The following is a 12,874-nucleotide window of genomic DNA, read 5'->3' as shown; positions in this document are numbered from 1 at the left end:
AATTATTCCTCCTAACTACTTCAATCCACTATGTGCCATTGTATTCATTACTCTAGATTGCATGAAAATAAAGAGCACAAGATTAGGTACAAACATTATTAAACTTGCCGCTGCTGCAATACCTTGACCGGCAATAGTGTTTCCCGTAACAGCGGTTAAATTCGATACATAAAATGCAAAAGTTCTAAGATTCTCATTGTTTATAAAATAAGTTGACGCATCCGCACTATTCCATGCAACCTGAAATGCAAGAATACCAACCGTAGAAATTGCAGGTTTTAAAAGTGGCATTATAAGATTAAAAATTATTTGAAAATCATTTGCACCGTCAATTAAAGCAGCTTCAATTAAAGCATCAGGTATTTGATCCACAAATTGTTTAATTAGAAATATACCTATCGGCATTGCAAGAAGAGAAAGAATGTTAATTACAAAAGTATCAATTAAACCAAGTTTTTGAATAATTAAATATCTTGGAATAATTACTGCAACAGGAACAAACATAAGCGCTAAATTATTTATTGTAAAAATCAAATTTTTAGCTTTAAATCTTTTTTTTGAAAGTGCATATCCTGCAAATACCGAAATTATAATTGTAAAAATAACAGTAAATAATGCAGTTAAAATACTATTCATCAAGTATCTACTCACAGGTATTGTTGAACCTTTTGTTGCAGCAAAAAGTTCGTAAAAATTATTTAGAGTAGGCTTTCTAACAAAAAACCTTGGAGGGTAAAGAAAAAGTTCGTCTATTGGTTTAAAGGCTTGAGAAAATATAAAAATAATTGGTAAAAGCATAAAAGCTGCTATAGGAATTAAAATAAAATAAAATTTTATTTGACTTTTATGAAATCTTTTTGGATTTGTTTTAGGTGTAAATCCTGCCAAAGTATCACCACTCCCCTATTAATTGTCTCCGAATAATTTCCATGCAATTTTAGAAAACAAATAAATAATTATTAATAAAACCACTGAAACTGCTGCTGCATAACCCATTTCATATCTTAAAAATCCATAATCTTCTATATGATTGACAATTAATTGACCAGCATACTGTGGAGTAGGATTTGTACCAGATAAAGCTACTCCAATACCAGCTGTAGTAAAAGTTTGAACAATTGACATAACTGCACCAAATAACATCTGTGGCTTCATCGAAGGTATTGTAATATAAATTATTTCCTGTAATCTATTTTTTATTCCATCAATATAAGCAGCTTCATATAATGTTTCATCAACATTTAAAATACCAGCAAGCATAGCTAAAAAACCAACTCCCATGCTACTCCATAATGAAACTATTATCATAATAGTCAATAAATATTCAGGGGATTGAAGCCACTGTATTGGCTTGTCTATAAATCCTAACTTTAATAATAGTGCATTCAAATAACCTTGTTGATCACCATTAAACAAAACCCTCCATACTACTGCCATTGTTACACCTGCTGTCAGCGAAGGAGAATATAAAATCAGGGCAAAGATTGTTCTTGGAACCTTAGTAAGTTGTGCTACAAGCCAGGCTAGAATAAATGATAAAATGTATCCACCAGGACCTACAATTAAAGAAAACTTAATTGTATTTGGCAAAACCTTTTGCATAAAAATCTCATCTCTTGTAAAAAGATTTACGTAATTTTGTAATCCTATCCATCTTGGAGATTGAATTGCATTAAAATATGTAAAAGAAAGGTAAATTGCAACAATTATTGGTAACAAAATGAAAATTATAAATAAAGTTAAATAAGGTGATAATAATATCCAATGCATATACTTTTTAATTTTCTTCATTCAAACCACCTCGTAATAATTCATAAATTGAATCATAAATAGGAAATTTTTTTATAATCTTTCCATTTTTTATATAACCAAATTCGGCAAGTTTTCTTTCAAGTTCACGATTAATTAATATTTCTGCTCTATCAATTGTTGGTCTTAAACTTTTTCCCTCAATAACAACTGCATTCCATATATTACTTACTTCTCTCTCTGTCATATAGCCACCAGGATGTCTTTGGACCTCTTTTATCCATCTCCATTGTTCCAAAATAACTTTTTTGTGATTTTCAGGAAAATAATCTAATTCCTTAAATGCCGAAATATTAGCCGTGTTAAACATATATTCTGGTCCATATCTATTAACAAGCATCCTAGCATATTTTACTTGAGTTTCTTTTGAAAGCCACCATTTTAAAAATGTCCAAGCTTGTTCCTTTTTATTAGAATTTTTGAATATTACATCTGCTCTATCACTTGCAACCTGATATCTTACAATTTCATTTTTTTCATTAATAATACCAGGCGAAGGTGCTATATCCCAAAGGCCATAAATTTCATCTGCTGCATTTGACAAAAGTATATAATTAGCAAAATCTGCAACACCAATTGGAATAAGACCATATCTAAAACTATTGTAAAAACTTGCTACTTGTTCTGGTAAACCATAGATAGAAAATAATTCTGTCATCAATTCAAATCCTTTTACAGCCTTTTCTTCACCTATAGCAGCTTTTAAACCATCTTTTGTATATATTCTTCCTCCAGCTTGAAAGATGAAAGGAGCAGTTGTATTAAAAAATTTTGTAGTTTGTTCACACATAGGTATAAAGAAGTTCATACCTCTTCGCTGAATCTCAGGAAGAATTTTTTTCACATCTTCCCACGTTTGTGGAATTGGAATATCGAGCTTTTCTAGAATATCCTTTCTATAAAATAAAACATAGAAATTTTGAGCTTCAGTAACTCCATAAATCTTATTTTCCAATACATAAGGTAGCAGAGTTTCTAGATTATAATAATCTTTCAAAGTGTCAACAAAGTCTGGAAAATTAGATAATGGGTATAATGCTCCTCTAATAGCAAGATCAAAAGGAATCCAGCTACTTATTCCTAATGCTACATCAGGGGTATTTCCCGCTGCACTTGCCAAAATTAATTTCTGTTCGTTTTGCATTATAGAAAGTTTAACTTTTATTCCATATTTTCTTGTAAAATCTGAATCAATTAAATATTGAAGAGTTTCAACGTATTGAACTGGTCTATTTACCCAAACTGAAAGTTCATCATCTGAAGACTTTTCATACACTGAATAATATTCATTTTTATTTGTGAATGACAAAAATAGTTTATACAATTCAGCATATGAATTAATTAAGAACTTGCTTTGACTATTTTCAACAAATTTATCGTTTGAATAAATAAATATCTTGTCAATTCCTAAAGGTTGTTTCTTCAAATTCAAAGAAAGATTAGACAATCTTTGTGCAATTGAAGCTGCTCCTTCGCTTAAAACATCCAAATAAAACGGGATTCTTTCAGGTTCTTTTATAATTTCTCTGATTAATTCTGCAGCAACAATCATATCTGAAATTGATGCTCTTCCTTGCTCACCAAGTATTTCCAATAAAGATGTATATTTATCTTCAAGAACATCAGCAAGATTTTCCAAATCACTAACAACATTAGGCATATATTTTTCTATATTCCATGTTCTATTAGGATCAAAATTATTACCTATTAACTTTCTTATATCAAGACCAATATCTTGTAATTTTCTTACGCTTTCTTGTAAAAATTGAATGTATTTTTCAAAGGGCCCAGTTGCTACTTCCAAAGTTAGAAAATGAAGCCCTTTATCTAAATAAACAAAATAAGGCTTTACACCATCAGAAAGCGTAACAGTAGTCCATTTATACCCTGTATAATAAAATGGATAAAATTCAAATTCTTTAAATGGTATTTTCCCATCTATTTTTATGTTTCTGAATGATGGAATACCTTTGTTAATAGTTTGTTTATATCTGAAAGCAATTTTGTATAATCCTGGCTCATCTATATTAAAAATCCATATTAGTTTCTGCCCAGAGGATGAGAATGTATCTTCCAAAATGTTATTAAGTCTTTTTTTCGTAATTTCAAATGGCGTTATTTCAGGTGTTTGTTCATTTCCAATACTTGATGTAAAATCAGACTTTAAAATTAAATCTTCAGCCTCTATCATTAAATCTTTTGTAGAATAGTTATCGTAATTTTTTATGTAATCTTCATAATTTAATAACTCCTCTTGTTTTAAAAGATATATACTTTTTATAGTAATATCAGATTTTAAATTTTTTAAGACAATCTTATTATTACCACTTACAAACTCAAAAGTAAGTGGTTTAGAAATAATTCTTTTTGCATCTTTTAACACACTGTACAATGCTATATCAACCCTGTATTGCTCAGGTACCACTTCATTACCATATCTGTCCAAAATTAGCTGTGATTTATCATAATATGCATAATTATCCAAAAGCCCTATGAAACTTTCTTCACCTTCCTTTGAAATTTCTAGAGAACCGTTGTTGGTTGTATTTGAATCTATCTTGTAAACTAATAATATATTAAAAATTCCACCTTTTTTTAAGTAAAAATTAATGGTTGTAGATTCATCAGTATGTAAAACCATTTCTCCTGAATAAATTGGTGTTTTTTCCAAATTTTCATAAAATGAAAAGTATCGTCTTAAAGCTTCATCAGGAGTAATCTGAACATTTATTTGATTTTTTTTGATACTTTTAATGTAATTAGAAAATTCATAATAGCTTTTCTGACCAAATAAAAATAATATTAGAGATATTACAAATAAAGTAATAAAAATAAGACCAATGATTTTTATAAGCCGAATCACCCTAATACCTCCTATTAATCATTAAAGCTCCCCGAGTAACTCGGGGGGCTAAATTACTTTTCACTTTCTATTTTTTTCCTAAGTTTACTAAAATTCTTTTGAACTTCTTCAACTTGCTTTATAAATTCATTCCATGCCTGTTCTATTATTTCATTAAGTTTTTCTTCTGTTTCTGCTGCTATAGCAGTAGGTTCTGCATCACCACTTCTAATTTTCTCTTCAGTAGGAATCATTACATCATTAATAGCCTGGAACCATCCAGGTATAACTTTCCACATATCAACCTGAACAGTTTTATCAAGATTTTCAAGCATATATTTTACTCCATTAGGGATGAATTTAGCTTCTTTAAATTCTTTTACAACTTCTGGATGCATTGTTGCAGGAACAAACCAAAACGAGTTACCAATCGCATCAGTTACAGAGGTAACATATTTAAATTTAACAACAACACCTTTAGGATCATAAGTTATGTATTTCAAAAATTTGAATGCTTCTTTCGGATGTTTAGTTGTAGAAGTCATAAATGCGTAGTTAATGTGAATAGGTTGTCTCATCCCAATTTCATGATCATGTGGTAATGGATACATATCCATTTTCCATGGAAGTGACTTTAAACCTTCTTCGTCCCAATCCCATGTACCTTTAAAGCCCATTAAAATTTTTCCTTCAAAAAATGCATCTGTATCTTCCCCAAATTTTTTCTGATAATCATCCAGTTCTCCCTGATCTCTTAGCTGTTGATTAAAAAGCATAGAAGCATCAAGGCCAGGAATTTTTCTCAATTTTTCTTGAATTTCAACAGCCTTAAGCCATCCACCATTTATTAAATCAAATCTTTTTTTGTTAAAATCAAAACTCCAGAAAGTAGTACGATCACTAAAAACAGCTGCCATGTATGCATCAAATTCCCATAAGTTATCAATTCCAGAGTATTCTCTGTTTGTTGCACGTCTTGCAAGGTACATGAATGTGTTAATATCCCAATCATAACTAGGAACAGGTAAGTTTAATTTTTCAAGCAAATCAAGGTTTAAAACTATAGTATTAAAATGAAGCCTTTCACCAAGAGCATATGTCTTTCCTAAAAATTTGAAAGCATTTTGTATAGATTCAGGTACATAATTATAATCAGGATCGTTTTTAATAAACTCATCTAATGGATAAACCCAACCTTGTGATACAGGATAGACAATTGGCTCCCACGACTGAGCAATTACATCTGGAAATTTTTCCCCAGATGCTGCTTTGGCGGTTAATAAACTATTTATAATATCACCAGGAGTCCATGGGATTTCAACAATTTCGATCTTAATATCCGGATTTTCTTTTTCAAATTCTTCTGCTATTTGTTGAAATATAGGAACATCCCAACTAAAAACTCCCACTGTAACAACTGTTTCAGAAAATGCTAAAATTGCAAAAAATATCATTAAAAATCCAAATAATACACTAATTTTATTCATTTTACCACTCCTTTCAATTAAATTGTGTTTAAAATAATAAAATTGTTACACAAGCATCTTTTTAGTAAAATTGCCAAATTAAGAATTTCTAATGAAATTATATCTATGTAACATGTTACACACAAAATCATGAAATCATTTTTTTTGAAAAAATATTATAGAAAAACGTTACAGAAATCCATTTAAATACCATATAATCATCGAAAAAAATAATAAATAATTAATTTTCATTGGTTTAAAGCAAAGAAACACTTTTCATTTAAATAAAAAATCCCCTACTAAATTTAGTAGAGGATCAACAGGTTTAAGCAAATTTTTATTCAGTTAACCACTTATAAATCAATCTTGCATATATTCTAATAAATTTCTTATAAGATTCTAGCGACCAATGTTCATTAGGTTGATGCATACCTGTATCTTCTCCTGGAAATACTGCACCAAACGCTACTCCATAAGGTACAGATTTAGCATAAGTTCCTCCGCCCAATGCTATAGGTTCTTTTTCATCTTTAGTAACATCTCTATACACCTTAAGTAACATCTTTACAAGTTCACTGTCTTTAGAAACATATAATGGTTTACTGTGTGAAATTTGAAGAAGATCAAATTCTTTAAAAGCTTCTTTAATTTGATTAGTAATCATTTCTATATTCATAAATATTGGATACCTTATATTAATTTTGACTTCTAAATCCCCATTTTCAATATTTATCGTTCCTAAATTACAGGTAAGTTCTCCACTTGCAATATCTTTAGAATAAATACCAAGGCGGATACCATTAATATCCAAACCAAGTTTTTCATTCAAAACTCTTATTACAAAATTATCCTTACCAAAATCAATGTTTGATAAAAGATTTAACATACATGCGATAGAATTTAGGCCAAGTTGTGGAGTTGAAGCATGTGCAGATTTTCCAATAGTTGTTATTGATATTCTATTTCCATTAACTTCATATTTTAATTTACACTTTGTATTAAAATTTTCAACAAGATAAGCTACTTCATTTACCTTATCAGTTTCTATAACTACGTTACATTCTTCCGGAACAACATTAACTGCAGTCCCCGCTTTCATCTTTATCAGTTTAGTATTATAATCATTATTAAGATAAGTACTTATTTTATAAGTTGTATTTCCTTTTTCCGCAAAAACAAGCGGAAATGTCCCATCAGGTGTTACAGCTGCATCTGGATATGGTTCATTTTTAAAATAATATTTTAAACATTTTGAACCATTTTCCTCATTTGTTCCAAAAATTAACCTAACAGTGTTTTTTGGAGTTTTTACCAACTCAGATGCTATTTTTAAAGCATACAATGCTCCAATAGTTGGTCCTTTATCATCTGAAACTCCTCTTCCAAACATTTTTCCATCTCTAATTACAAGTTTATAAGGATCTGTTTCCCATTTTTCTAAATCTCCCTCAGGAACTACATCTAAGTGTCCTAATATTCCATAAAGTTTTCCTGAATTACCATAAGTGACATGCCCAGCATAAAAGTCAATATTTTTAGTTTCAAAACCTAACTTTTTTGAAATTTTTAATGCTTCACTCAATGCCTTAGCAGGCCCTACTCCAAATGGTGCATCTTGACTTGCCGGTCCCATCACCGATTTAATTTCAATTATTTTTTCAAGATTTTCTAATACTTCATCAAAATACTTATCAACAAGTTTATCAATTGCATCTTCAACAATTTGTTCCATAGTCAACCTCCTATTTTATAAATTCTTTTCATAAACTAAAAAGTATAATATATTAAATCAATTTTTCTATTATTTTGAGAAATAAATCCAATTTCAAAAACTAGATAACCTTCATCGTGTGTATCAATATAAACCGACGCTACTACATAGTCTATGTCATAGTTTTTTGGAGAGTCATCCTCAAACATTGAATTTAATAAACTAGATAGATAACTATAAATGGTTAAGGCTTCAGAATTTATTGAATTATTTGAATCATAAGCTATTTTATTAAAAGCATTATAAAGCAAATTCAAATCCGAATCAAATAAAGATACCGAATATAGATATAGGTCACCTTGTACTTGATACTCAGATATAAAATCTAATGGCAAAATATAATCAGAATTAACATCTCTATTAGAAAAATAACTTAAAAGCGTCAAAATATGATTTTTAAAATACTCATCGTAAGGCGAATAAAGATATTCATAATTTTTTTTACTCAAACCATAATCTGTAAGAGAAATTTTAAAATCATAACTTTCTAAATTGTCAATTAAACTAGTGATTTCAGAAACCAAGATATCACTTGGAACAATCAATACATAATCTATTGTTGTTGAAAATAAAAATATAGTAAAAACAAGTAATATGAAAACTAAGATTTTTTTCATAATATCGCCTCCAAAAAATGAGATACTAAAATTATATCATAATAGGAGCATTAAAATAAAATTATTAAATTAACTCTCTTAAAGATTTAAAAACTACCAAAAATAATATTACTAAAACAATTGGTTTTATTATTTTATCTCCTTTCTTTATAGCTAACCCTGAACCAATCCAATTTCCTAAAATTCCAAAAAATGCTGCAGGAAGTCCTATATGAAAAAGCACCTTATTATTTATCAAAAAAGTAATAAGTGCACTAATGTTGGAAGATAAATTAACAATTTTTGCTGTAGCACTTGCACTTATTGAATCAAATGAAAGAAAGCTAGTGTACATAATTATCAAAAAAGTACCTGTCCCAGGCCCAAAAAAGCCATCATACATTCCAATAATAAAACCTATAAAACTTGAGATAAAAAATTTCTTTTTAAAAGAAGTTTTAGGAATTTTACTAATTACCTTTTTTCTTTTATTCATTAACATAAAAACTCCAGCAAAGACAATTAAAACAGAAATAATTACTTTTAAATAAGAGTCTGAAATTAAAAGAGCAAGTCTAGCTCCAAAGAAAGAACCTAAAAATGAAAAAATAGCCGAGATAATACCAATTTCGAATACAACGTATCTTTCTTTTGCATATCTAAATGTACTAAATATACTCCCAATTGAAGATGGGAGTTTATTAGTTGCAAGTGCATTATGAGAAGGGATACCTAAAAATAAGTAAGCAGGAAGTGAGATAAGTCCTCCACCACCTGCTATAGAATCTACAAAACCTGCTAAAAATATCATGAAAAACAAAAATAAGTATTCATAAATTGATAAATGCAATTTTGTCAACTCCTTTTTGTTTTTATTCCTAACTAAATTTTACCTCTTTTTGTATTTTTGTGAATTGGTATGATATAAAAAAATGTTGAACAAACACATATAACATCATCAATTGTAATATTAATTTACTTTACATATAAATATATCTACACGCAGACAAAATTTTCAAGTTATAGTGATATAATAGAACTATAAATAAAAAGAAATGAGGTGAAAAAATGGAAAGAAACGATTTTCCAAAAGATTTTATTTTTGGCGTTGCAACAGCTTCTTATCAAATAGAAGGCGCATATAATGAAGATGGAAAGGTTCCTTCAATATGGGATGTATTTTCACATACTCCAGGAAAAATTAAAAATAACGAAAACGGTGATGTTGCTTGTGACCATTATCATAGATACGAAGAAGATATAAAAATAATGAAGGATATAGGGGTTGATGCTTATAGATTTTCAATATCCTGGCCAAGAGTTATGAAAAATACAAAAGAAAAAAACGAAAAAGGAATTGACTTTTATAACAAGCTAATTGACAAATTACTTGAAAATAATATAATTCCGTTTATTACAATCTATCACTGGGATCTTCCGTTATTTTTATATGAAAAAGGTGGATGGTTAAACGATGACATAGCACTTTATTTTCAAGACTATTCATCAATATTATTTCAAAATTTTGGAGATAGAGTAAAACACTGGATTACATTAAATGAACCTTGGTGTTCTTCATTTCTTGGATATTTCTATGGAATTCATGCCCCAGGACACAAAAATCTGCAAGAAGCTATTAAAGCTGCCCATAACTTGCTAAGAGCTCACGGATATTCTGTAGAAGCATTTAGAGATCTAGTAAAAGACGGAAAAATAGGGATAACAAATGTTACAACTAAAGTAGAGCCTGCTGATGAAACAGAAGAAGATTTTTATGTCGCTCTTTTAGTTGATGAATTAACAAATGGATGGTTTTATGATCCAATAATTTTTGGAAGGTATCCAGAAAATGCAAGAGCAATTTTACAGAGAAATGGTATAGATATTTTCGAAAATGATATGGATATTATTTCAAAAAAGATCGACTTTTTCGGAATAAATTATTATACTAGGCAACTAGTCAAATATGCTCCTGAGGAACCTTTCATGTTTAAAACTATAGAAGGTGAACTAGAAAAAACAGAAATGGGTTGGGAGATATATCCTGAAGGATTATACGATATGCTTTTAAAGATTTATAACAGATACAAAACCCCACTTTATATAACCGAAAATGGAATGGCTGGTCCAGACAAGATTGAAAATGGAAAAGTGCATGATACATACAGAATAAACTATTTAAAATCTCATTTTGAAAATGCTCTAAAAGCAATAAAAGATGGAGTAGATTTAAAAGGATACTTTATCTGGACTTTAATGGATAATTTTGAATGGGCAGAAGGATATTCAAAAAGATTTGGAATAGTATACACTGATTATACTACTCAAAAAAGATATTTAAAAGATAGTGCAATATGGCTAAAAAAATTTTTAGAAGGGGAAATAAATCTATAAAAATTTTTCATACCTTTACAGTTTTTTTTACTATTTAGTCTTATTGGATTTTCTCAACCTCTTATGAAAATACTTGATACAGGAAATATATCTATTGGAATTAGAAATATTCCAAGTGAAGTTGTCTATTTTTCAAGTAACAAAGAAAAACCTGGATTTTGCTATGAAATCGCCACAGAATTTGCAAAATATCTTGGAGTAAACCCTGAATTTAAAATAGTTGATGGGTTTTCAAAATATTTTGAAAATACAATTTTTAATTCCATTGATATGATCGCTGATATTATTACTATAACTGAAGAAAGAAGTAAAACTTTAACTATGATCAAATTTGTTGAAAATGTTGAGATATTAATTGGCAGGAAAGATGAAGAAATTACTAATATATCAAAGATTTAGTTGGAAAAAAAATAATTACTTTTGAAAACTTTACTTATTTTAAAACTCTACAAAAAATATTGAATGAAAACAATATCGATTATTATATTAGTAATGTTACAATCAAGAATAATGAACTAGTTTATATTAATAAAAGTAAAGTTAACAATGATCAAGTTGAAATTTTATTAATAAAAAGAAATACAAGTTACTCACCATACTTTTTATATTTACAACTCATTGAAAACAAAGCAGATTTCACAATTATTGATTCATTTTCTTTTGTTAAAAATATTATAATACTTTATTTATGAAACAAAATTTAAAACCTATATTTCCTTTGACAAAAGAAGTTGAATATCTTTCTTTCTGTTTCCCAAAAGATGCTACATTACTGTCATCTCAATTTGAAAAGTTTCTAGATTATTACAAAAATAGTGGGAAATTTGATAAGCTATTTAAAAGGTATTTCATTATAAATTATTATGTATACTTAAGTATAATTGGACTGATAAAATGACTTTACAAAAAAAGATTTTTAGAGCACTTTTATTTTCAATTTTTATAACAGCATCTATTATTTTAATTATTACATCAATATATGAAATCTCAAGAACAATAATAAATGAGAAAATGAGGAATTAATTCTTTTAACAAAGAACTTTAACTCTTACTTTAATATTATCGAACCATATATACAACATAATAATAAAGTAATTTACAGCAACGATTTTGTATTTTTATTTGGGCAAAATGAAATTCTTAAAAATTTTTCCAATATATCAGTTAAAAAAACATTGATGAATTAATAAACAAGAATGAATTTATTAAAGGTGTTTTCATTAATATTAATAATAAGCCTTACTACATTTTTGACCCAATCGATAACAATATTGATTTATCCAAAAATTACAATATAAATAAAAATGAAATCTATTACATTTTAAAAAATAAAATATCCATAATTGAAAACGCTTACTATATAATGATAATAGATCTTGGTAATTTATACAAAAGTTTTTAATATCAAATAATCTTTCACTAGACTCACAACTTATGATTAAAGACAGCCATATTTGTTATAATCCAGAAAAAGATATTATAAAAAAAACTACAAATCTTGAATGTTTCGGAGTTTTTGATTTAAACGAAAAATTTTTATATAGTAAAAGATAAATACTATTTACTAAGAATACTTTTTCATACGTTTTATACTATTTACTAATGTTTTTTGTTGCAATACTTATTTCATACTTTTTATCAAAAAAATTATCAAAAAACATAGGGTATTATCTAAAAAAAATATCCACTACTTTATCAAAATTTTCAGAAAAACACTTTGAAACAGTTGAGGTTGAGGAAGGCATGGAAGAAGAAATTAAAGTTTTCGTAAATACTTTCAACAGCGTTAGCAATAAATTAAAATATACTCTTGAAAATATAGAGAACATAATCTTTCAAAAAACAAATGAACTTAAAGAAAAAAACAAGATGTTAAGTGAACTTTCAATAAGAGATCTATACTGCTCCCCTGAAGGATTGGACAGCTAGAAAGTAGAGAGTATAATTTTTCATGAGGGGGAGTGAAAGATATGAGGAGAAAATTTTCTGCTGAAGA

12 protein-coding genes are annotated in these 12,874 nt (G+C 28.1%); 5 read left to right on the top strand and 7 right to left on the bottom strand.

Going from position 1 to position 12,874, the window contains the following annotated elements:
* Positions 1-15: 15 nt before the first annotated feature.
* The 7 genes from JG780_RS02285 to JG780_RS02255 all read right to left on the bottom strand — a co-directional run bounded on the left by JG780_RS02285 (position 16) and on the right by JG780_RS02255 (position 9,334).
* Positions 16-888 carry a carbohydrate ABC transporter permease gene (locus tag JG780_RS02285; RefSeq protein ID WP_287569092.1) on the bottom strand — a complete coding sequence of 291 codons (873 nt, stop codon included), beginning with the start codon at positions 886-888 and terminating at the stop codon, positions 16-18.
* 18 nt (positions 889-906) lie between these two features.
* The gene (locus JG780_RS02280) at positions 907-1,791 is read right to left on the bottom strand and encodes a carbohydrate ABC transporter permease (RefSeq protein WP_004102984.1); all 885 of its coding nucleotides are present in this window, start codon (positions 1,789-1,791) and stop codon (positions 907-909) included.
* Positions 1,778-4,672 carry an extracellular solute-binding protein gene (locus tag JG780_RS02275; RefSeq protein WP_004102982.1) on the bottom strand — a complete coding sequence of 965 codons (2,895 nt, stop codon included), beginning with the start codon at positions 4,670-4,672 and terminating at the stop codon, positions 1,778-1,780. The genes JG780_RS02280 and JG780_RS02275 overlap by 14 nt, the downstream gene beginning before the upstream one ends.
* A gap of 53 nt (positions 4,673-4,725) precedes the next feature.
* Complete coding sequence (locus JG780_RS02270) at positions 4,726-6,138, bottom strand: ABC transporter substrate-binding protein (RefSeq protein WP_012580488.1); 1,413 nt, start codon at positions 6,136-6,138, stop codon at positions 4,726-4,728.
* Positions 6,139-6,454: 316 nt separating this feature from the next.
* The gene (gene pepV / locus JG780_RS02265; RefSeq protein WP_004102978.1) at positions 6,455-7,849 is read right to left on the bottom strand and encodes a dipeptidase PepV; all 1,395 of its coding nucleotides are present in this window, start codon (positions 7,847-7,849) and stop codon (positions 6,455-6,457) included.
* Positions 7,850-7,884: 35 nt separating this feature from the next.
* On the bottom strand, positions 7,885-8,505 hold the full coding sequence (locus JG780_RS02260; RefSeq protein ID WP_287569090.1) for a hypothetical protein: 621 nt from the start codon (positions 8,503-8,505) through the stop codon (positions 7,885-7,887).
* A gap of 64 nt (positions 8,506-8,569) precedes the next feature.
* Positions 8,570-9,334, bottom strand: a complete 765-nt coding sequence (locus tag JG780_RS02255) for a sulfite exporter TauE/SafE family protein (RefSeq protein ID WP_287569088.1) — start codon at positions 9,332-9,334, stop codon at positions 8,570-8,572.
* 218 nt (positions 9,335-9,552) lie between these two features.
* Between JG780_RS02255 and JG780_RS02250 the strand changes: the two genes are divergently transcribed.
* The 5 genes from JG780_RS02250 to JG780_RS02230 all read left to right on the top strand — a co-directional run bounded on the left by JG780_RS02250 (position 9,553) and on the right by JG780_RS02230 (position 12,807).
* Positions 9,553-10,878 (top strand): GH1 family beta-glucosidase, encoded by a 1,326-nt coding sequence (locus tag JG780_RS02250; RefSeq protein ID WP_004102967.1) that lies wholly within the window; start codon positions 9,553-9,555, stop codon positions 10,876-10,878.
* A gap of 63 nt (positions 10,879-10,941) precedes the next feature.
* Complete coding sequence (locus JG780_RS02245; protein ID WP_004102965.1) at positions 10,942-11,277, top strand: transporter substrate-binding domain-containing protein; 336 nt, start codon at positions 10,942-10,944, stop codon at positions 11,275-11,277.
* 59 nt (positions 11,278-11,336) lie between these two features.
* Positions 11,337-11,570, top strand: a complete 234-nt coding sequence (locus JG780_RS02240; protein WP_287569087.1) for a hypothetical protein — start codon at positions 11,337-11,339, stop codon at positions 11,568-11,570.
* A 26-nt stretch (positions 11,571-11,596) separates the two neighbouring features.
* Positions 11,597-11,776 (top strand): hypothetical protein, encoded by a 180-nt coding sequence (locus JG780_RS02235; RefSeq protein ID WP_287569086.1) that lies wholly within the window; start codon positions 11,597-11,599, stop codon positions 11,774-11,776.
* Between the two features lie 704 nt (positions 11,777-12,480).
* A complete protein-coding gene (locus tag JG780_RS02230; protein WP_287569084.1) occupies positions 12,481-12,807 on the top strand; it encodes a hypothetical protein in 327 nt (108 codons plus the stop codon).
* Positions 12,808-12,874 lie beyond the last annotated feature (67 nt).

This window comes from Thermosipho sp. (in: thermotogales), from assembly GCF_020054775.1.
Taxonomy (GTDB): domain Bacteria; phylum Thermotogota; class Thermotogae; order Thermotogales; family Fervidobacteriaceae; genus Thermosipho; species Thermosipho africanus.
The sequence above is the reverse complement of the archived record's forward strand: the minus strand, read 5'-3'. Positions and strand labels throughout refer to the sequence as shown.

What these genes read in the sequence shown, in the direction of transcription:
- JG780_RS02280 (WP_004102984.1), bottom strand. Translation starts at nt 1,791, where the DNA reads ATGAAGAAAATTAAAAAGTATATGCATTGGATATTATTATCACCTTAT.
- JG780_RS02270 (WP_012580488.1), bottom strand. Translation starts at nt 6,138, where the DNA reads ATGAATAAAATTAGTGTATTATTTGGATTTTTAATGATATTTTTTGCA.
- pepV (WP_004102978.1), bottom strand. Translation starts at nt 7,849, where the DNA reads ATGGAACAAATTGTTGAAGATGCAATTGATAAACTTGTTGATAAGTAT.
- JG780_RS02260 (WP_287569090.1), bottom strand. Translation starts at nt 8,505, where the DNA reads ATGAAAAAAATCTTAGTTTTCATATTACTTGTTTTTACTATATTTTTA.
- JG780_RS02250 (WP_004102967.1), top strand. Translation starts at nt 9,553, where the DNA reads ATGGAAAGAAACGATTTTCCAAAAGATTTTATTTTTGGCGTTGCAACA.
- JG780_RS02245 (WP_004102965.1), top strand. Translation starts at nt 10,942, where the DNA reads ATGAAAATACTTGATACAGGAAATATATCTATTGGAATTAGAAATATT.
- JG780_RS02230 (WP_287569084.1), top strand. Translation starts at nt 12,481, where the DNA reads ATGTTTTTTGTTGCAATACTTATTTCATACTTTTTATCAAAAAAATTA.